Below are 21,075 nucleotides of genomic sequence, written 5' to 3'. Positions count from 1 at the left end.
GAGGGAGTTATCTGAAGTCTAACAGAGAACCGTTTTTCAGTGCGCGTCTTAACTGGTAACATTAGCCTCTTTTTTAAGGAGCCTGACATGACTAAGCAGCCCGAAGACTGGCTCGACGACGTTCCCGGTGATGACATCGAAGACGAAGATGATGAAATCATCTGGGTCAGTAAAAGTGAAATTAAACGCGACGCCGAAGAGTTAAAACAACTTGGTGCGGAAATGGTAGAGCTGGGTAAAAACGCGCTGGATAAACTCCCGCTCGACCCGGATCTGCGCGGAGCCATTGAACTGGCCCAACGTATCAAAAAAGAAGGCCGTCGCCGTCAGCTGCAGCTGATCGGTAAAATGCTGCGCCAGCGTGACGTAGAACCGATTCGCCAGGCGCTGGACAAGCTGAAGAACCGCCACAACCAGCAGGTTGCGCTGTTCCATAAGCTGGAGCAGATCCGCAACCGTCTCGTGGATAATGGCGACGACGCCGTCGCAGAAGTGTTGAACCTGTGGCCGGACGCCGACCGTCAGCAGTTACGTTCGCTTATCCGCAACGCGAAGAAAGAGAAAGAAGGGAATAAGCCGCCGAAATCTGCGCGCCTGATTTTCCAGTATCTGCGCGAGCTGGCTGAGAACGAAGGTTAAGTTTTGCCGGATGGCGCTGCGCTTATCCGGCCTACGATCCCGTAGGCCCGGTAAGCAAAGCGCCACCGGGCACAACAGCTACTCTACCGCTTGTGCTTTCTTCGCCAGACCGTCCAGCAGTTTCTGATGTATCCCACCAAAACCACCGTTACTCATCACCAGAATGTGATCGCCCGGCTGGGCCGTTTTCACGATCATATCCGCCAGCGTATCCACGTCCGCATGCCAGTGCGCAGGCTGCACGCAGGCTTCGGCCACTTCCGCCACCTGCCACGGAATATGCTGCGGTTGCAACAGGAAGACTTCATCCGCGCGGCCTAACGACGGTGCGAGATCGTCCTTGCTGAGCCCCATTTTCATGGTGTTCGAGCGCGGTTCCAGCACCGCCAGGATCCGCGCCGTACCGCCCACTTTGCCGCGCAGGGCAGCCAGCGTCGCGAGGATCGCCGTCGGGTGATGGGCGAAATCGTCGTACACGGTCACGCCGTTGGCTTCGCCGCGCAGTTCAAGGCGACGACGGGCGTTGATGAACGAGTTCAGCGCATTCGCCGCATCGGCAGGCACTACGCCCACGTGACGCGCGGCGGCAATCGCCATCAGACCGTTATGCATGTTGTGTTCGCCGACCAGCGCCCACTTCACTTCGCCGACTTTCTCGCCGTCCAGCAACACTTCCCATTCGGACGCGTCGGTGGTCAGTTTCTTCGCCTGCCAGTGGCCCTGCTCGCCCACCAGCTCCTGCTCACTCCAGCAGCCCATCGCCATCGTCTGTTTCAGGTTGATGTCGTTTTCCGGGTAGATGATGCGGCCCTGGCCCGGCACGATGCGCACCAGGTGGTGGAACTGTTTCTGAATGGCTTTCAGATCGTCAAAGATGTCCGCATGATCGAACTCAAGGTTGTTGAGGATCAGCGTGCGCGGGCAGTAATGCACGAACTTGGAACGCTTATCGAAGAACGCGCAGTCGTATTCGTCCGCTTCAATCACAAAGAACGGGCTGTCGCCCAGACGCGCGGAGACGTCAAAATTCCCCGGTACGCCGCCGATCACAAAGCCCGGCTGGTAGCCGCAGGCTTCCAGGATCCAGGTTGCCATCCCGGCGGTGGTGGTTTTGCCATGCGTACCGGCAACGGCCAGCACCCAGCGATCGCGCAGCACGAAATCGTGCAGCCACTGCGGGCCGGACATGAACGGAATGTTGCGTTCCAGCACCGCTTCCACACACGGATTACCACGGGTCATGGCGTTGCCGATAATCACCAGATCGGGCTCGTCGTCCAGCTGGCTGGCGTCATATCCCGAAATCAGGTCGATGCCCTGCTTCTCGAGCAATGTGCTCATCGGCGGATACACATTGGCGTCCGAACCTGTCACCTCATGGCCTAAAGAGCGCGCCAGCATCGCCAGTCCGCCCATGAAAGTGCCACAAATCCCCAATATATGAATGCGCATACGTCACTATCCCTCTTCTGTGTGGCGCACATTTTACTCACATGTCAGCGCCAGAGAAACGCATTTCAGGTAAATCCGTATTTTGCTGGCGCGATTCACCTCTGCGCTAATATTTGAATGTTTGTTAAGATTGTTGGACTTCTGGCTTTATACGCAACATACGATCGCTTTACTCACATACGATGCAGGGAAAGTGTTATGAAAACGTTAGGTGAATTTATTGTCGAAAAGCAGCACGAGTTCTCTCATGCTACCGGTGAGCTCACTGCTTTGCTGTCGGCAATAAAGCTCGGCGCGAAGATCATCCACCGCGATATCAACAAGGCCGGTCTGGTCGATATCCTGGGTGCCAGCGGTGCCGAAAACGTGCAGGGCGAGGTGCAGCAAAAACTCGATCTGTTCGCCAATGAAAAACTGAAAGCCGCACTGCGCGCACGCGATATCGTCGCGGGCATCGCGTCCGAAGAAGAAGATGAAATCGTGGTTTTCGAAGGCTGCGAGCACGCCAAATACGTTGTGCTGATGGATCCGCTGGACGGCTCATCGAACATCGACGTTAACGTTTCTGTCGGCACGATTTTCTCTATCTATCGCCGCGTCACGCCTGTCGGCACGCCGGTCACGGAAGAAGATTTCCTCCAGCCGGGCAACAAGCAGGTGGCGGCCGGGTATGTGGTTTACGGCTCCTCCACCATGCTGGTGTACACCACCGGCTGCGGCGTGCACGCCTTTACCTACGACCCGTCGCTGGGCGTGTTCTGCCTGTGTCAGGAGCGTATGCGTTACCCGGCCAGCGGCAGCACCTACTCCATTAACGAAGGCAATTACATCAAATTCCCGAATGGCGTGAAGAAGTACATCAAATTCTGCCAGGAAGAGGATAAGTTGACCCAGCGCCCGTATACCTCGCGCTACATCGGTTCTCTGGTGGCGGATTTCCACCGTAACCTGCTGAAAGGCGGCATTTATCTTTACCCAAGCACCGCCAGCCACCCGGAAGGGAAACTGCGTCTGCTGTACGAATGCAACCCGATGGCGTTCCTGGCCGAACAGGCCGGCGGCAAGGCGAGCGATGGTAAAGATCGCATCCTGGACATCATCCCGGAGAGTCTGCACCAGCGCCGTTCGTTCTTCGTCGGCAACGATCATATGGTCGAAGACGTCGAGCGTCTTATCCGCGAATACCCTGACGCATAATGCTTTTCTTACGGGGAGTTCCACTCCCCGTTCTTATTTATATATTTTACCGTATAAATGAATATAAAAATGGCGCTTTAATCTTCCCGCCCTGTCGCGCATTATTCTGAACAGTTGCGTAATTATTCAGAGGAGTGACTGTCAGGATGCAAAATTTTTCTCGTGCGAACACCGGTATTGATTTAAATCTTATCCCTGTCTTTATTGAGATCGTCCGTTGCGGCAGCATGGCGAAAGCCTCCATCCGTCTGGAGATGTCCCGCCCCGCGGTGAGCCTGGCGTTAAAACGTTTTAATCAACTCTTTGACGAGCCGTTATTTATTCGTAAAGGCTTATATCTTGAGCCGACGCCAAAAGCATTACAGTTAACCAATTCGCTGGAAAATTTAATGGCGGATATTCATCAAAATATTGGTGCAGTGAATACTACGGAAGTATAAACCCCGGCGCATTGCACGCCAGGGTTGATTATTATCAGGCCGTTTGTGCCGACAATTTAAACGACGACATCGCTTCAATCAGTTCGCGTGATTGCTCTTCCAGCGATCGCGTTGCTGCGGAAGACTGTTGTACCAGCGCGGCATTTTGCTGCGCGGTCTCGTCCATCTGATTGACCGCAATATTCACCTGCTCAATACCTCGACTCTGTTCCAGAGAGGCGTTGGCGATCTCACGCATCAGTTTGGTCATGCGCAGCACTTCCGTGGCGATCTCATCCATCGTCTCACCGGCCTGTTGCGCCAGCTCGCTGCCTTCGTTGACGTGAGTCTGTGAATCGCTGATAAGCGTGCGGATCTCTTTCGCCGCATCGGCGCTTCGGCTGGCGAGGTTGCGAACTTCGCCGGCGACCACCGCAAAACCACGCCCCTGCTCGCCCGCACGCGCGGCTTCTACCGAGGCGTTGAGCGCCAGGATGTTGGTCTGGAAGGCGATACCGTCAATCACGCTCAGGATGTCGGCGATACGCGCCGAGCTGCCTGAGATATCGCGCATTTTTTCAATCACATAGCACACCATTTCGCTGCCGTGATCCGCCGTGTCCGAGACGCTTTTCGCCATCTGGTGCGCCTGCTCGGCGTTGTCGGCGTTCTGTTTCACCGTGGCGGTGATCTGTTCCATGCTGGCCGCGGTCTGCTCGAGGGAGGTGGCCGTAGATTCCGTACGCTGGGCAAGATTGATGTTGCCCGCCGTCAGTTCGCGGCTGCCCGTGTCAATCTGCGAGCTGGCATCGCGCACGCGCATCACCGAGCCCATCAGCGACTGGCGCATCTCTTCGATGGCCGCATTCAGCCGGTTAAACTCCTGGCTGGTCGGTTCGTTCAGGCTGTGGGTCAGATCCCCTGCTGCCACGCGCTCAAGCTGGGCGATGGACGCCAGCAACGGCTTAAGCAGCATATGGCGCAGGGACAGCCAGGCCAGCACGATGATCCCGGCGGTGAGCAGCGCGGCGATCACAATCAGCATCATCACCCGATTTTTACTCGACTGCACCGCTTTCACTTCCGATTTCCCGCGCTGTTCGCTCCACGACTGGAACGCCTGCATATCATTATCAAACTGGCGTGCGACCGGGATCAGCTTGTTCTCCAGCAGATCGTAATAGGCATCGGCGCTCTGTTGGTTCAGCGCAGCGACCATCGGGGTGATCCCGTCGGTGTTATAGGTGGCGAAACTCGCCGCCACTTTATCCAGCAGCTGCTGCCCCTGCGGATTCTCAATCCCGCTGTCGATTACGCCTTTCAGCGTTTTTTGCGCCTGCGCGACTTCGCGATTAATGTTCTGCACGGATTTGGCGGCATCATCCAGCATGCCGATCTCCATCAGACGCACGGCCTGACCTGCCTCATTACGGGCGCGCAAAATCAGCGTGTAACCCGCGTTGAGCTGTACCATCTGTTCACCCTGCAGGTGATTGATGCGCTGTAAAGAAGAGGAACTCTGTGTGAGGGCATAGATGCCAATGCCGCTGACAATCAGCAGCAGAAGGGTCATAACGGCCAGTAACGAAAGCAAGCCGGTACGAATCGATAGCGTTTTCAGCATGATGTTATTTCCGGTAGCGAGATATTTCTGGACAGAAATAAAGGTTATCGACCGCTACCGGAAAAAGTTTACACTTTAAGCAAATTCAGGGTGTTATCTGTTGAGCGTTGTGGTGCTAACGCGCGTCACAGGCGAGCTGAGGCGGTTTTCCCACAGCACTGTCAGGCCACGCTGCAAGGCGATAAAGATGAACAGCAGAATCCCAATCGCGATTTTGGTCCACCACGAACTCAGCGTTCCGTCAAAGTTGATGTAGGTCTGGATCAGCCCCTGGATTGCCACGCCAAACAGCGTGCCGAGCACCGTTCCGACGCCGCCGCTCAGTAGCGTGCCGCCAATCACCACCGACGCAATCGCGTCCAGTTCAACGCCCACGCCCGCCAGCGCGTAGCCCGCCTGGGTGTAGATCGAGAAGACAATCCCCGCCAGCGTCGCCAGCCCGGTGGAGAGCATGTAGATGCGGATGGTGGTGCTGCGGGTGGAGATCCCCATCAGGTTCGCCGAGGTCGCGCTGCCGCCGATGGCGTAGACCTGGTTGCCGAAACGGGTGCGGTGCGCGAGGAACATGCCGATCACCACCACGCCGAGCATCAGCAGGCCCATTACGCTCAGACGCCCGCCGCCGGGGATTTTCCACGCCAGGCTGGAGAGCGTGTCGTAGATCGGATGGTTAATCGGAATCGACTCTTCCGACACCAGATAACTCACGCCACGCAGGAAAAACATCCCGGCGAGGGTAATGATAAACGCCGGGATCTTCAGGGCGTCGATCAGCAGCCCCATAAAGGCGCCAAACGCGCAGCCCATCACTAGTACCAGCGGGAAGGCCAGCAGCGGCGAGATCCCCCAGAACCCGATCGCTTTGGCGAGGAACACGCCGGTGAAAGCGATCACCGACCCGACGGAGAGATCGATCCCGCCGGAGAGGATCACAAAGGTCATGCCGACGGCGATGATCCCGAGAAACGCGTTATCCGTCAGAATGTTGCAGATCACACGCGTCGAGGCGAAACCGGGGAATTGCGTCAGGCAGTAGAGATAGCCCAGCACGAAAACGCCCAGGGTGATCATGAGCGGTAAGTTACGTTTTATCATGGCCGCGTATCCCCTTGATGATGCTAATAAAGCGCGACGACTGAACAATCAGTACGCAGAGCACAACCACCGCTTTGACCACCTGATTGAGCTCCGGCTGGAAGCCCGAAAGCAGAATGCCGGTGTTCATGCCCTGGATAATCAGCGCGCCAATCACCGACAGCAGCAGGTTAAAGCGCCCGCCCATCAGCGATCCGCCGCCGATCACCACCGCCAGAATCGCGTCCAGCTCCAGCCATAATCCGGCGTTGTTGGCATCGGCCCCGCGAATATCGGCGGCAACGATGATCCCGGCAATGGCCGCGCAGACACCGCTCAGCACGTAGGTCAGCATCACCACCATGCGGGTGCTGACGCCGGCATTTTTCGCGGCGCGAATGTTGATCCCCACCGCTTCGATAAACATCCCCAGCGCCGTTTTACGGGTGAACAGCCAGAACACAATCAGCGTCACCAGGGCGATAATCACCGGCGTCGGGAACAGCAGCAGCCTGCCGCTGCCGAACCACGCCAGCTGCGGGGAGTCGAAGGTGACGATCTGCCCGGCGGTGATCAGCTGTGCCACCCCGCGCCCGGCCACCATCAGAATCAAGGTGGCGACGAACGGCTGGATTTTCAGAAGCGAGACCAGGATCCCGTTCCACAGCCCCGCCAGCACGCCGGTGCCCAGCGCCGCTAAAATCACAACCGGCAGGCTGTGCCCGGCGACCGTCATCGAGGCGGCAGTCGCCCCCGCGATAGCCATGGTTGCGCCGACGGAGAGGTCGATCCCGCCGGTAGCAATCACCAGCGTCATGCCGATCGCCAGCAGCGCCACCGGTGCGGCGCGGTTCAGGATATCGATGGGGCTACCGAACAGGCGGCCATCCTGCAAAATAATCTGGAAAAAGTGCGGTGCGACGAGGCTATCGACCACCAGCACCAGCAGCAGCGCCACGATTTGCGGCGTGCCGGTGGGCCAGCTGAAGCGTCGCCTGGATTCGCCTTGCTTCGGGAGAGAACGGGGCATCACGATGTACTCCTTATGCCGCGATGGCATTCATGATCGCCGGAACCGAGAGTTCATCCAGCGGGATCTCTGCCACCTGCTTGCCATCGCGCATGATGATCACGCGATCGGCGTACCCCACCAGCTCTTCAAGTTCGGAGGAGATGACCAGCAGCGCCAGACCGTCGGCGCAGAGCGTTTCGATCAGGCGAATAATTTCCGCGTGCGCGCCGACGTCGATGCCGCGCGTTGGCTCGTCGAGGATCAGGAACTGCGGTTTAGTCAGCAGCCAGCGGGAGAGCAACACTTTTTGCTGGTTGCCGCCGGAGAGAAACTCGATCGGCTGCTCGGTGCTGGGGGTGCGAATGCCGAGCTGGCGAATAAAGCGTTCGGCAATGGCGATCTGCTCGCGCTTTGGAATCGGCCGCAGCCAGCCGCGCTGCGCCTGAAGCGCCAGAACGATGTTTTCGCGCACCGAGGCGGCGGCAATGATCCCGTCGGTTTTCCGGTCTTCCGGACAAAAACCGATCCCCAGGCAGGAGGCCTGGTGCGGCGATCGCAGGGTTTGCGGTTTGCCTTTGATCATCGCGCTGCCGCTGTCGGCAGGCTTAATGCCAAAGATCACCTCGGCGGTTTCGGTGCGCCCTGACCCTAATAAGCCCGCCAGACCGACGATTTCGCCGGGGCGCACTTCCAGGTTAAACGGCGTGATGGTGCCTTTTTTACCAAAATCTTTGAACGCGGCGACGGGTTTATCGCTCAGAAGCGTGCGGCCTGCGCGCTGCAGCGCATGGGTGTCCAGCTCACGGCCCAGCATCATTTTGACCAGCTCGATCTGCGGCAGCTCGCGGGTTTCGCGGCAGCCAACAAAACTGCCGTTGCGCAGGACGGTAATGCGATCGCTGACCTGATAAACCTGATCGAGGAAGTGGGTGACGAAGATCAGACTCACGCCCTGATCGCGCAGCTGGCGCATCAGGGTAAACAGCATTTCCACTTCCTGGGTATCGAGGCTGGCGGTGGGTTCGTCGAGGATCAGCACTTTGGCGGAGAGATCGATCGCCCGGCAAATGGCGACAATCTGCTGCATCGCCACCGAAAAGCGGTTCAGCGGCTCGCGCACATCAAGGGAGAAACCGTAGGATTCCATCAGCCTGGTGGCGCGCGCTTCCATCTCTTTTCGGCGCAGCAGGCCGAAGCGGCGCGGCTCACGGCCAATAAACAGATTATCCGCCACCGACATGTTCGGCAGCAGGTTCACTTCCTGGTAGACCGTCCCGATACCCAGCTGCTGGGCGTGGGCGGTATTTTTCGGGGAGATGGCGTTGCCTTCCAGAAAAATGGTGCCGCGATCGGCGTGGTACACCCCGGTCAAGGCTTTGATCAGCGTCGATTTCCCGGCGCCGTTTTCCCCGAGCAGCGCCATGATTTCACCGCGACGCAGGCTGAAATCGACGTTATCCAGCGCTTTCACGCCGGGGAAGAATTTGCTTAATCCTTCGGTTCGGAGGATTTCCTGGTGTTGTTCTTGAGTCATGGTTCCCCCTGCATCACGCCGGATGGCGCTACGCTTATCCGGCCTACAAATGCGCTTCCTGTAGGCCGGGTAAGCGCAGCGCCACCCGGCATTTTTCCTGACTGAGCGGCCTTAGTAGCCCATGTTTTTCTTCTTCTCTAACTCTTCTTTCGCCGTGTCTGGCAGGTAGAGGGTAGATTTGGTGATGGTCAGCTGCTCAGGTTTGGTGCCGTCTTTCTTGAATTTCTCAAGGGCATCAAACGCCGGGCCGGCCATGTTTGGTGTCAGCTCGACGCTGGCGTTCGCTTCGCCGTCAATCATCGCTTTATAGATATCCGGCACGCCGTCGATGGAGCCGGTCAGGATATCTTTGCCCGGTTTCAGGCCCGCTTCTTTGATCGCCTGAATCGCGCCGATCACCATGTCGTCGTTATGGGCGTAAACCATGCAGATGTTCTTGCCGTTGTTTTCCGCTTTGATGAAGCTCTCCATCACCTCTTTACCTTTGCTGCGGGTAAAGTCGCCGGACTGAGAGCGGATAATTTTGATGTTTGGCGCTTTGGCGATGGCTTCCGCAAAGCCTTTCTTACGGTCGATTGCCACGCTCGCGCCAACGGTGCCCTGCAGCTCCACGACGTTACACGGCTTGCCATCCACCTGTTTAATCAGCCAGTCACCGATCAGCTGCCCTTCGAGCACGTTGTTGGCGGTGACGGTGGTCATATAGAGAGATTTGTCTTTCACATCAATGGAACGGTCGAGCAGGAACACCGGAATTTCAGCGTCTTTCGCTTCTTTCAGCACCGGTTCCCAGCCTGTCGCCACCACCGGCGCGATGAAAATGGCGTCAACGCCCTGGGCGATAAACGAACGCACCGCTTTGATCTGGTTTTCCTGTTTTTGCTGACCATCGGCGATTTTCAGCGTGATACCGCGCTTTTGGGCCTCGCTTTTCGCGACGTTGGTTTCAGCCGCGCGCCAGCCGGATTCTGATCCGACCTGCGAAAAACCGACGGTTAAAGGGGCGGCCATCGCCATAGACGACATGGCTGCCGAAACTGCTGTGACAAGAAGTAAGCGCTTCCACATAATGATGTCCTCGTAGCCCAGGTTATTGTTGGTCAAAAGATGTTCTGCGAAAAAACTATAGCCAATGGAATATGTAACGGATTGCGTTACATCACACTTCGGAAAAGTGAATAAAACGTTAATCACAAGTTTGTAATCGCTTTCATTCGCTCATGAAATATGCGGCTGAGTTTATGGATTTTCCTGTCATGGAAAGGTTCTGAAAATGGCGCGGGGATGCGGATGAGAATGAAAACAGGCGGAGACTTTCGGCGTGAGTTGGCTATAATACTCGCCACTTGTTTAGCATACACATAGGACACTCACATGAGCTTACTCAACGTCCCTGCGGGTAAAGAACTGCCGGAAGACATCTACGTTGTTATCGAAATCCCGGCCAACGCAGATCCTATCAAATACGAAATCGACAAAGACACCGGTGCGCTGTTCGTTGACCGTTTCATGTCCACCGCGATGTTCTATCCGTGCAACTACGGTTACATCAACCACACCTTGTCTCTGGACGGTGACCCGGTAGACGTTCTGGTCCCGACTCCGTACCCACTGGCCCCAGGTTCTGTGGTTCGCTGCCGTCCAGTTGGCGTGCTGAAAATGACCGACGAAGCCGGTGAAGATGCGAAACTGGTTGCGGTTCCGCACACCAAACTGAGCAAAGAGTACGATCACATCAAAGATGTGAACGACCTGCCAGAACTGCTGAAAGCGCAGATCACTCACTTCTTCGAGCACTACAAAGATCTCGAGAAAGGCAAATGGGTTAAAGTTGACGGCTGGGACAACGCAGAAGCAGCGAAAGCTGAAATCGTTGCCTCCTTCGAGCGCGCTGCGAAGAAGTAATTCTTCCCCCTATGCTTTAAGCCCCGCACGTCGGGGCTTTTTTGTGCCCGCCATTTCGTATCCCCTTAATATCTGACCGGTTATTGCCCCACCAGAAAAGGTAGTCGCTGTTCACATTCGTCATTTGATAATGAGAGTAGATATCATTATCATTTGCGGTTCGTAAATAAATGTGAATAAACGTCAATGACCCTACACAATGTGAAGACCCTCAGCACCTCGATTCGCGCGGCAATGGCAGCGGCACTCATGCTGACCAGCGTGTCTGGCTTCTCGGCTGCATTGCCAGAGAAAGACTTTGTCACCCAGCCCGTGGGCCACGGTGTTTACGAGCTGGCCTACGACGGACAGGCAAAAGTGCTGTTTGCCGCCAGCGCCCCCTCGTTTGATAAAGACCAAACCAAAGGCAAAATCTACAAGCTGAACCTGGAAGATCTGACGGGAACGGGCGTGATTGAAACCACGCGCCGGGCCTTTGCCACCGCGCTTGACGAAGATAATCATCTTCTCTACGTGGGCAACACGCTGGAAGGATCCGTCACCGTGATCGACACCCGGACCGGCAAAGAGCTGGCGGTTATCCAGCTCGCCGATACCAGCAATCCGAAAGATATCGCCCATACCCGCGAAATGGTGCTCGATAAACAGCATCACCGCCTGTACGTCACCGCCGTGGTGGAAAAAGGTATCGTCTGGGTGATCGACACCGAAAAGCGCCAGCTGGTTAACACCCTGACCGATATGGGCGAATACCCAACCGGGCTGGCGGTGGACGCGGAGAAAAATCGTCTGTACGTGGTCAACGGTAAAAACGGGCTGATCGTCGTCGATACCCAGAGCGACAAGATCCTCAGCCGTTTCAACGTCGAACCAGAGAAAAAACACTTCTTCCTGAATATCGCGCTGGACAGCAAAAACAATCGCGCCTTCCTGACTGACCCGGATCTCCCGAAGGTTCTGGTGGTGGATATCCGCACCGGCAAAGTGCTCCATCACATCGACGTCACCAACTCGCTGGCGGTGCTTTACAACGAAAAGCGTAACGAGATTTACGTCACGCACCGCAACGGCAAACTCATCAGCATTATCGACAGCCAGACGTACAAGGTGAAAAACAGCATTGCCACCACCGCGATGCCGAACAGTCTCGCCCTCTCCACCGACGGGAACGTGCTCTATGCCAGCGTCAAACAGGACGAGAAAGTGGCGAAAGAGAAACCGGATTACGTCATCAGAATCGCCCTCGATAAGCTCTGATTCCCTCACCAACCACACCCTGCGGCGTAAGACCGCGGGTGTTTTTTATTTTTCCTTTTTGGGTTTATGGCTATGAAAACGCGTCAATTAATGATGTTCACAGGCATGGTGGCGTTAACCGGCACGCTGGTTTTGCCCGCACAGGCAGACGATGAGATGGTGGTCACCGCCACCGGCTTTTCACAACAGAAAAAAGAAGCGCCCGCCACGATTTCCACGGTCGATCGCAAAACGTTGGATATTCAGCCCGACCAGACCATCGGCGATGCGATTAAAAATATCCCCGGCGTCTCCGTCTCTAACGGCGGCAGCGATATGGCCAACGGCAGCATCATGATGCGCGGGATGGACTCGAGCTACACGGCGTTTATGGTCAACAGCGTGAAGCAAAACACCAGCGAATCGCGCCCGTACGGCCAGGATATCGGCGCCGAAGCGGGCTTTTTACCGCCGATGGAAGCCATCGAGCGCATCGAAGTGATTCGCGGCCCGATGTCTTCCCTGTACGGCTCTGACGCCCTCGGCGGCGTGGTCAACGTGATCACCAAAAAACCTTACGGCGTGGCCGACTGGACGGGCGCTATCGCCGCCAACACCTGGCTGCAGGAGCATAAAGATCTGGGCAACACCAGTCAGCTGAACCTGTTCGCGATGGGGCCGCTGATTCAGGACAAGCTGGGCCTGAGCATTGCCGCTGACGGGCTGGATCGTCGCGATGACGAGCGCCAGAACTACTTCGGCAAGCACAACCGCAAATCCGTCGATGCTACGCTGGGCCTGAAAGCCAGCGACAATAACCTCTTCGACCTGAACGTGGTTGTGGGCGAGCAGGAAAAAAACCGCACCAAAAAACGCGGTACGCCGTGGATGTGGAAGTTCGATCGCGACGCCGTGACCCTCACCCATACGGGCTGGTACGCGGAGGACACCATTGCGACAACCAACTACATCAACTACGAGAAAGGGCGTTCGAAGTATCTGCTGGACAACACCTCGCCTGAGTACGTGCAGACTGAAAACTACGTGGCCAACTCGCAAACCACCTTCACTCTGGATAACCACAAGCTCACCGTCGGGGCGAACTTCACGCGCGAAGAGCTGAACGACAATTTCTATGAGTCAGGCAAAACGCTGCCGGGCGTCGAGCCCGTCACCAAAGTGACGCGCAACGGCTGGGCAGTGTTTGCAGAAGACGCCTGGACGATCAACGATTTTACCCTGACCAGCTCCGCACGCGGCGATTACGACAGCTATTTCGGCGCACACATGACGCCAAAACTGTACGGCAACTGGGCGATTACCGATGCCTGGGCGCTGAAGGGCGGGATCTCCGCGGGCTATAAAAAACCGGAGCTGCGCGCCACCTCGGATCAATTCGTCACCCCGCACGGGTCGACGCCGCCGTATCCGTTCCTGACCGTGGGTAACGACGATCTGAAACCAGAGAAAAGCGTCAACGCAGAAACGGGACTCTACTGGACCGGCGAATCTGTGTCGCTGGATGGCACCGTCTTCTACACCCAGTTCAAGGACAAAATCTCTGAGCAGACGATCTGCGAAACCACCGCCACCAACCAGTGCGAAGTGAACGGCTACAAAGCGGATTCCGTCGATAAATACTTTAACGTCAGCAAAGCCGACGTTTACGGTATCGAGCTGAATGGCGACTGGCAGGTCACCCAGGATCTGAAAGCCAACGCGAACTACACGTACAACCACAGCGAGCAGAAATCCGGTGTGGATAAGGGCTACGCGCTGAACGACTACCCGCGTCACATGGCGAATGTGTCACTGAACTGGGCGGCGACGCAGTCTCTGGATCTGTGGAGCAACGCGAACTACCGCAGCAGCAACCGGGACAGCAACAGCGGCACGAAATATGAGGCTTACACGCTGGTCGATATCGGCGCGCGCTATAAGCTGAACAAGAATACGCAGCTGCTGGCGGGGATCTATAACCTGTTCGATGCGGACCCGAAACGCACTACCTCGTGGGGCGATTACGGGCAACTCGAAGGGCGTCGGTATAATCTTGGGGCGAGGATTGAGTTTTAATCCTGCGCCGTTTATTGCCGGGTGGCGCTTGCGCTTACCCGGCCTACATGACGGTATCGCAGCTTTTGTAGGCCGGGTAAGCGCAAGCGCCACCCGGCAGAGTCAGCCTCAGTCGATAAGCGTTTGCAAACGCAACAGCACATCTTCAACCACTTCATCTGCGGCCACACCCAGCCGTTTAGCCTGTCGGGCATTGAGATCCAGCATCCTGATCTGGTTAACCAGAACCACGCCCTGAATGTCCCCCTCTTCACAGCTCAGCGGCACGCTGAAACCCGCATAACGAGCGAAGTTGCCCCCCTGAGTGACAGGGGCAATTAACGTCATGCCTAACTGATTAAAATCACCGACTGACAGAACAAGCGCCGGCCGACTCTCCCCTTGTTGCTCATGGCCTCTTACGGGATCAAGCCCGACGAGCACAATATCTCCACGCTCAAAGATCGGGCGCGTTACCATACTTCATCACCCACGGGGCCGGATGATCCCCAGATGTCCTGTTCGCTGATCTCTGGTGCTGTCGTATCGCACTGCGCCAGCAGTTCCTGAAGTGTGTAACGCTTTGCCACCGGAGTGAGCACTAACTGATTATTCATTACCTGAGCCTCCATACTCTGACCCGGTTGTAAACCGAGTTCTTTCATCACTGTGCCTGGAATGACCATACCTGCACTGTTTCCCCATTTTTTGATGGTTATACGCATGACTACCTCCATAGTTATACAAAGTATAACTTATGAAAGTGCGAGAACCGTTTTACGCCCACGCTTTTGTGAGTGCCAGCAAAAAAGTGCAGCAATTCGGTGTTTCGGAAAACGCATCGGAGAAAAAAGTGGAGTGCGGGGAAATTGCAGAACAGAACGCGAAGCATCTCGCAAAAAACAACGCCACCCGAAGGTGGCGTTGTTTATCTCAGTACTGGTCTCTGTCTAACCAGTTACCGCTTTCAATCAGTTTCAATCCATCGACCGGACGCTGGTACACGTACATCCATGCACTGCCATACGGAGTCTGGATCAACTGGCGTGCATATTCACCGCCCCTGGTGCGCAAGGCATCAAGTTCGGCAAGTGTAGCGTTATCAATACGATAAACTTCACCCTGTACCGTTCCGTTCCCCGGAACCGCGCCTGGATAGTGGCCCAGACTGTACAACTGGTAGTTCTCGATATTGTAATTTCCCAGCAACTGGGCGTTCGTCATCCAGTGACTGTTGCCTTGCCTGGTTCGTAAACTGCCGTATACAAATATTCGCATTGCTAAAACTCAAACTGATAGAGCAAATCGAGCGCCTGGTCTACGCCAGACACCGCTTCCAGATATAGCTTAGGCATCAGCCGATAGCGTAGCGTGAGTGTTGCCAGTGAGTCAAAGATCCCCACGCCATATTTCACCTGTAGACCCGGCAGTACATAGCCGCTGACCACCACCTGCGAAGAGTCACCGACTCCCTGGGTGTCCAGCGCCAGATTGCTTACGCCAAACGTCTCGCCGATTTTACCCACAACCTGCCCACTTTGTGCAACCCCCAGGCCGATTAACATTGAGGTCATCGCCGCACTATCGCTCTGCTGGCTGTCCAGACCCTGTCCGCGCAGCAGATAAGAGAGCGCTTCCTGCTGCGACATCGCCGGATCGGAGAAGATTTCCGCCCGCGGCTCGTCGGCAGACCCGGTGACGCGCACCCCGGCGATCACGTCGTTTTCGGTCGATTCAGGGTTACGAATCGCTTCGATGTTGAGGAGCGGCTGGTCCGGCGGTCCGGAGAACAGCAGTTCGCCTTTACGCACAATCAGATCCTGACCGTAAGCGTGGAAGCGCCCTTCCGGAATATTGATCTGCCCGTTCAGGCCTAGCCCCTGCTGGTCCTGCGCCACTTTCAGGTCGCCCGTCAGGCGCGCTTTCAGGCCAAACGCATCGAGACGCACGTTGTTGCCGACGTGAATTATCAGATTACTGTTAATCGGAATGCCAGCACTTTTGGTCTCAACTGGCTTCAGATCATTATTAAGCATCACCTCATCGCTGGAGACCCCGACGGCGCTTTCCGGCACGTCGTGAACCACGATGCGCGCCCACGGCACATCCACGCGACCATCAAGGGTAAACAGGCTCGGCGTGGCTTCGAACACCACATCCGGCGAGACGTCGAGGCGCACCATCGGCGGCACGGTGATACGCACCCGGCTGCCTTTCGCTGCCACGCGCGCGCGCCAGTTGTCGATCTGGCTCCAGTCCGCGTCACCGCTGAGGTTGATCTGCCCCTGCTGGGTGCGCACCACGCCCGCCAGCGTCGAGCTCATGCCGTTGAAGTTCATCGAAATCTGGCTCGGCTGCATATCAAACGGCATAAAGTTGCCGTCGATATCCACGCCGTTGAGCTGCATCTGACCAAACAGCTGCGGGCTTTGGGCATTGCCGCCCAGACGCAGATTGGCGCTGAGCATCCCCGCCGCCTTTTCGCCGCGGGAGAAGATCGGGTTGACCATCGCCAGGTTCATATTGCGGATATTGACGTTGCCGCCCAGATTGCGTCGCCCCTGCGGATCGGTGATCTGCACCTGGCCGTCGAACTGACCGTTGTTTGTCAGGCGAATCAACCACCCCAGTTCTGCCCGGTTGTTATGCAGATCCGCCGTCAGGTTCAGGGTCTCGAAGGCCACCGGCAGCGGCGCGTCGTTCACCGTCTGGGTCACTTTCACGTTACGCCCGGAGAGGGTCACGTTGCCCTGCGGCAGGCCCTCTTTGGTGGTGTCCCAGGAGACATCGGCTTTACCGCTGAAAACGCCGCTGGCCTCGGTGGTCTCCGGCATAAACGGCTTGAGCATCGCCAGATCGAAGCGATTGAGATTCACCACCGCACGCCCTTCCGCGCCCGCATCAATGGTCTGCGGCACGCACAGCTCGGCGTTCGGGTTGGTCCAGCAGTGTGGCCCGATACTGATTTTCTGTTCGGCGTTGCGGTAATCCAGCGCGATGGAGCGGGAGAGCGTCAGCGGCCCCACCGGCGTAGTGAAGCGGGTGTTATCCAGAACCCCTTTCCAGCGCTCCTCTTTGCGATCGAAACTGCCCGTCAGATGCAGCTGACCGGAGACCGGCTCGCCCTGCACGCGCAGCTGGAGATCGTGCTGCTTCTCGCTGCCTTTGGCATCCAGCGTCACCAGACTGATATTCACGTCCGGCTGGGAAATACGCTCGACGCGCAGATTCAGGTTGCCCGCGATCTGGTCGGTAGATTTGACGTCGCCTTTCACCAGCACGCGCGCAACGGACAGCTCCTGCCAGCGCAGATTGTTGGCGGTGATATCCGCCAGCAGCTGCGGTGCGTCAACGGTCCCGCGCACTTTCACCAGGCCTTTCGCGGTGCCGCCGAGGCCCGGCAGGGCGTTGTCGAGATTCGGCGCGTCGATGGTGGCATCCAGATTGAGATCCTTCACGCCCAGCTCGCCTTTGATATCAGCAGTGTTGCGGCCCAGAGCGACGTGCAGATGCGGGATGATCCACTGCAGATAGCTGTTCCCGCGCAGGGCGCCTTCGACGTTCACTTTATTCTGCTTAACGTTGCCGGTGAGTTTGATCTCCGGCACCTCCATCTGCCAGCTTTCGCCGTACAGACTGCCGCGCGTTTTGATGGTTCCGTCGAGCTTCGACGGCCAGTCAGGTACCTCTTTCGCCGTGTTGATGCCTTTCAGGTTCAGCTCGCCGCGCCAGCTGATCGCTTTCTGCCAGTCGAGCAGCGCGGTCAGTTCGGTTTTGCCTTCCAGCGCCGCCACGGTGAGTTTATCGAGGTTAATCTGCTGCTCGTTGCCCTTCGCATCCAGAGTGATGTCCGCAGGCGGCAACCCTTCACCCTTCACCGAGGTGCGGAACGACAGGGTGTAATCGGTCATTTTGCCGCTCAGCTTGAGCTTGAGCTTATCGGCCTGGAACTGTTTTTCGCCGGTAAACGGCCAGTAGAGCTGTTCGCTCACCAGCTCCAGATTCAGCGGTAAACCGGCCTCCGCTAACTTTGTCTGCCCGCGCAGCACCATATCCACCGGGCCGGAGAGATTGACGCCAAACTCCAGCTGCTCGCGCAGCGCGCCGCCCACTTTCAGCTTCACCTTCTCGCCTTTCAGCGGGTCGATATTCAGGGCGCTGTTGAGGGTGATATCCACCGGCCAGTTGTCGCGCAGCAGCGCCTGTCCGGTCGCGTTAACGCTCCCCTGGTTGGTATCGATATCCAGCGCGTCGAGCTTCATGGTGCCGTCGATGCTGCTCACTTTCAGCAGCATGTTGAACACGGTCAAATCCGTGTCACCCGTCAGGCGCAGCTGTTCGCCTTTGAACTCTTCGATGTTGAGGTTAAGCGGCAGATGAACGTCGGTCATCTCCGGCAGAACCGGCTTCGAGAAGAGATCTTTCAGGGTTTCGCCGAGCGGTTTTTCTTCCGGCTGCGGGTTCTGAATTTTCGGTTCGACGATCTCTTCCTGTGCCACTTTCGCCACTTTCGGCAGGGCAATCAGCAGCCCCTGCAGGGAGGTTGGCGTCAGGGTCAGGTTTTTCTCCTGCCAGCGCAGGCCGGAGGTGAAATCCATCACCGAGACGGTGGTGTCGTCGATCTTGATGTTGACGTTGTTGAGCGCCACGCGGTACAGCGCGATCGGGTATGGCGTCGAGAGGTTCAGCGGACCGCTCTCCTCTTCCTCCACCGGCGCAGATTTTGGCATTTTCTTTGAATCAATCGCCACGTTCACGTCGGTTAGCGACAGATCGTTGACGCACAGGCTGCTGTCACGCAGACAGCCGAGCTTCACCGCCAGATGAAACTCGCCCGCGTTCACCGCCACGCCCGGCTGCTGGTAGCGGATATTCTTGAGGCGCAGATCGCGCCAGCCGCCCGTCACCTGGCCGATCTCAAGCCCAGGCACCCAGCGGTTCGCCGCGTTAAACAGCAGATGCAGACCGGTGGTGGTGCCCACCAGGAACGCCACCGTGCCGAGCAACAGCACGATAAAAATCAGCACACCGAGGCTTATCTTCTTCCATAAACTCATAATTCAGGCCCCAGACCGATGTAAAACTGTAAACCGTGTTCGTCTTTGTCGCCGACAGGAACGGCGAAATCGAGCTTGATTGGCCCGACCGGTGACTGCCAGCGCACACCTACGCCCGCGCCGGTTTTGAAATCACTTTTGCGGATATCACTCACCGCTTCGCCGCCGTCGACGAACACCGCGCCCCACCATTTCCCGCTGACGTTGTACTGGTACTCCAGCGAGCCGGTTGCCAGTTTCGAGGCCCCCATCAGCTGGCCTTTGTCATTTTTCGGCGAGATCGATTTGTATTTGTAGCCGCGAATACTGCGGTCGCCGCCCGCGAAGAAACGCAGGTCCGGCGGCACGCGTTCGAAATCGCCGGTTTCAATCCAGCCGAGGTTGCCGCGCGTCACAAAGCGGTGTTTGTCGTAAAGGGTACGGATCCAGACGTTTTGCGCCTGAACGACCGAGAAATCGACGTCCGAGCCCCAGGCGGTGTTGGAGTAATCGATGGAATAGCGCTGGGAGTCGCCCCAGGTTGGCATCAGGCCGCCGCGCGAACGGGTGCGGCTGATCATCACGCCCGGATAGAGCAGCATGGTGGTATTGGTGACGTTAGCCTGGGTAAAGTGGTCGAGGCTCCAGCGCAGGTTAATCGCCCGCTGCCAGCCGCTGGAGAGGTCCCAGAAGCGCGACAACGCAAGCGTAGTGGAGTCCGATTCCGTATCGTTCAAATCGGTGCGCTTAAAGCCGCCCTGCACCAGGTAATACTGCTCCAGCGGGTTCTTCAGCAGCGGCATTTTGTAGCTGAAATCGAGCTGCTGTTCCGGCGCGGAGATGCTGGCGCTGGTGGTCAGGCTGTGGCCGTAGGAGTTCATCCACGGCTTTTTCCACGTCGCTTTCACGCGCGGGCCGACGTCCGTTGAGTAACCCACACCGGTTTCGATGGTGTTCTCGGTGCGCGGGGAAACCACGCCATGCAGCGGTAAGACTTTCGTTTTACGCGACTTTTCGAATTCTGGCGCCACGACGACGGAGTTAAACCAGCCGGTCGCCGACAGACGGCGGTTCAGCTCGGCCAGATCTCGCGACTGGTAGTAATCCCCCTCTTTGAAGGGGATCAGGTTTTGCAGGTACTCTTCACGAATCTGCGAACCTTCGAAGGTGACAGCCCCAAAGCGGTAGCGCTCGCCGCTGTCGTAGTCGATATCCCAGAACGCCTGGCGGCGGTCGAGAGCAATCCCGAGCTGGCTTTTGTTGAACTGGCTGTCGAAGTAGCCCTTACGCAGCGCGACGCTGGTGAGCTCTTTTTTGAAGTGGTCGTAGTCGCCGTGATTCAGCACGGTGCCGACCTTCGGGCGCGTGCCCAGCAGATCCAGATAATCCCGGTCAGTACGCGCGCCGCCGCGCAGCACCACGTTGGTGCCGCCGATCAGCACCGGTTCGCCCTTGGAGACGCGGGCAATCAACACCTGACGGCCCTTGGCCGGTGGCGGACGTAAATCGAAATCAATGGTGGGTTCGTAGTAGCCCAGCGCTTTTAGCCCTTCGCGGATGGCATCATCCACGCGTGCGCGAAAGCGCCGGTCCGGCGTGACTTCGTCACTCTCAATGGTTGAAAGCTGTGCACGCACGTTTTTTTCCAGCGTCCCGGATAACCCCTCAACCTGCAAACGGACATTCGCCGCGCTGGCGACTCCGCTTGTCAGCAATAAACTGACCAAACATAACTGGCGGATCTTTGGCACGTTCTCTCCTGAATATCCTTGTTTCCACCCCTGGAAGCAATTGAAGTGCCGCTCCGCGGCGTTTCACGGCATAAAAGCCCAAAACCCAATCTGTGGGTTGAAAAATGGCCGACAGGCCTAATATTTCTTATGTTTAAATCT

General features: G+C 57.1%; 17 protein-coding genes. 6 read left to right on the top strand and 11 right to left on the bottom strand.

The window, feature by feature from the left end:
* Positions 1 to 87: 87 nt before the first annotated feature.
* Positions 88 to 639: a ribosome biogenesis factor YjgA gene (yjgA, locus tag U9O48_RS02795; protein ID WP_324723476.1), complete on the top strand. Its 552-nt coding sequence runs from the start codon at positions 88 to 90 to the stop codon at positions 637 to 639.
* Positions 640 to 717: 78 nt separating this feature from the next.
* Here yjgA and mpl read toward each other — a convergent pair whose 3' ends face one another.
* Positions 718 to 2,091: a UDP-N-acetylmuramate:L-alanyl-gamma-D-glutamyl-meso-diaminopimelate ligase gene (mpl, locus tag U9O48_RS02790; protein ID WP_282493362.1), complete on the bottom strand. Its 1,374-nt coding sequence runs from the start codon at positions 2,089 to 2,091 to the stop codon at positions 718 to 720.
* Between the two features lie 198 nt (positions 2,092 to 2,289).
* On the opposite strand from mpl, the gene fbp reads away from it, so the two are divergent.
* Entirely contained in the window at positions 2,290 to 3,288 is a 999-nt protein-coding gene (gene fbp, locus U9O48_RS02785; RefSeq protein ID WP_282493361.1) for a class 1 fructose-bisphosphatase, read from the top strand.
* Between the two features lie 146 nt (positions 3,289 to 3,434).
* Positions 3,435 to 3,728: a helix-turn-helix domain-containing protein gene (locus U9O48_RS02780; protein ID WP_282493360.1), complete on the top strand. Its 294-nt coding sequence runs from the start codon at positions 3,435 to 3,437 to the stop codon at positions 3,726 to 3,728.
* A 34-nt stretch (positions 3,729 to 3,762) separates the two neighbouring features.
* Here U9O48_RS02780 and U9O48_RS02775 read toward each other — a convergent pair whose 3' ends face one another.
* The 5 genes from U9O48_RS02775 to ytfQ form a co-directional block, all read right to left on the bottom strand.
* On the bottom strand, positions 3,763 to 5,331 hold the full coding sequence (locus U9O48_RS02775) for a methyl-accepting chemotaxis protein (RefSeq protein ID WP_324723474.1): 1,569 nt from the start codon (positions 5,329 to 5,331) through the stop codon (positions 3,763 to 3,765).
* A gap of 93 nt (positions 5,332 to 5,424) precedes the next feature.
* Positions 5,425 to 6,426 (bottom strand): galactofuranose ABC transporter, permease protein YjfF, encoded by a 1,002-nt coding sequence (gene yjfF, locus U9O48_RS02770; RefSeq protein WP_324723473.1) that lies wholly within the window; start codon positions 6,424 to 6,426, stop codon positions 5,425 to 5,427.
* Positions 6,413 to 7,438, bottom strand: a complete 1,026-nt coding sequence (ytfT, locus tag U9O48_RS02765) for a galactofuranose ABC transporter, ATP-binding protein YtfT (protein WP_324723472.1) — start codon at positions 7,436 to 7,438, stop codon at positions 6,413 to 6,415. The genes yjfF and ytfT overlap by 14 nt, the downstream gene beginning before the upstream one ends.
* A 10-nt stretch (positions 7,439 to 7,448) precedes the next feature.
* A complete protein-coding gene (gene ytfR, locus U9O48_RS02760) occupies positions 7,449 to 8,951 on the bottom strand; it encodes a galactofuranose ABC transporter, ATP-binding protein YtfR (protein WP_324723471.1) in 1,503 nt (500 codons plus the stop codon).
* Between the two features lie 111 nt (positions 8,952 to 9,062).
* On the bottom strand, positions 9,063 to 10,019 hold the full coding sequence (gene ytfQ, locus U9O48_RS02755; RefSeq protein ID WP_095284160.1) for a galactofuranose ABC transporter substrate-binding protein YtfQ: 957 nt from the start codon (positions 10,017 to 10,019) through the stop codon (positions 9,063 to 9,065).
* Between the two features lie 306 nt (positions 10,020 to 10,325).
* Between ytfQ and ppa the strand changes: the two genes are divergently transcribed.
* The 3 genes from ppa to U9O48_RS02740 all read left to right on the top strand — a co-directional run bounded on the left by ppa (position 10,326) and on the right by U9O48_RS02740 (position 14,168).
* Complete coding sequence (gene ppa, locus U9O48_RS02750) at positions 10,326 to 10,856, top strand: inorganic diphosphatase (protein ID WP_064324598.1); 531 nt, start codon at positions 10,326 to 10,328, stop codon at positions 10,854 to 10,856.
* A gap of 186 nt (positions 10,857 to 11,042) precedes the next feature.
* A complete protein-coding gene (locus U9O48_RS02745; protein ID WP_324723469.1) occupies positions 11,043 to 12,113 on the top strand; it encodes a YncE family protein in 1,071 nt (356 codons plus the stop codon).
* A gap of 72 nt (positions 12,114 to 12,185) precedes the next feature.
* The gene (locus U9O48_RS02740; protein WP_324723468.1) at positions 12,186 to 14,168 is read left to right on the top strand and encodes a TonB-dependent receptor domain-containing protein; all 1,983 of its coding nucleotides are present in this window, start codon (positions 12,186 to 12,188) and stop codon (positions 14,166 to 14,168) included.
* A gap of 108 nt (positions 14,169 to 14,276) precedes the next feature.
* Here the strand turns inward: U9O48_RS02740 and U9O48_RS02735 are convergent, their stop codons facing one another.
* From U9O48_RS02735 to tamA, 5 genes are all read right to left on the bottom strand, one after another.
* A complete protein-coding gene (locus U9O48_RS02735) occupies positions 14,277 to 14,627 on the bottom strand; it encodes a type II toxin-antitoxin system ChpB family toxin (protein ID WP_285145747.1) in 351 nt (116 codons plus the stop codon).
* Entirely contained in the window at positions 14,621 to 14,872 is a 252-nt protein-coding gene (locus tag U9O48_RS02730) for an AbrB/MazE/SpoVT family DNA-binding domain-containing protein (protein ID WP_324723467.1), read from the bottom strand. The genes U9O48_RS02735 and U9O48_RS02730 overlap by 7 nt, the downstream gene beginning before the upstream one ends.
* A gap of 208 nt (positions 14,873 to 15,080) precedes the next feature.
* Positions 15,081 to 15,425: a gamma-glutamylcyclotransferase family protein gene (locus U9O48_RS02725; protein ID WP_095280525.1), complete on the bottom strand. Its 345-nt coding sequence runs from the start codon at positions 15,423 to 15,425 to the stop codon at positions 15,081 to 15,083.
* A 2-nt stretch (positions 15,426 to 15,427) separates the two neighbouring features.
* The gene (gene tamB / locus U9O48_RS02720) at positions 15,428 to 19,204 is read right to left on the bottom strand and encodes an autotransporter assembly complex protein TamB (RefSeq protein WP_324723466.1); all 3,777 of its coding nucleotides are present in this window, start codon (positions 19,202 to 19,204) and stop codon (positions 15,428 to 15,430) included.
* Complete coding sequence (gene tamA / locus U9O48_RS02715; RefSeq protein ID WP_282493350.1) at positions 19,201 to 20,934, bottom strand: autotransporter assembly complex protein TamA; 1,734 nt, start codon at positions 20,932 to 20,934, stop codon at positions 19,201 to 19,203. The genes tamB and tamA overlap by 4 nt, the downstream gene beginning before the upstream one ends.
* Positions 20,935 to 21,075: the final 141 nt, after the last annotated feature.

This window comes from Lelliottia sp. JS-SCA-14 (assembly GCF_035593345.1).
In the GTDB taxonomy this organism is placed as follows: Bacteria; Pseudomonadota; Gammaproteobacteria; order Enterobacterales; family Enterobacteriaceae; genus Enterobacter; species Enterobacter wanjuensis.
Note: the sequence above shows the minus strand (reverse complement) of the source record. Positions and strands in the feature narration are given on the sequence as shown.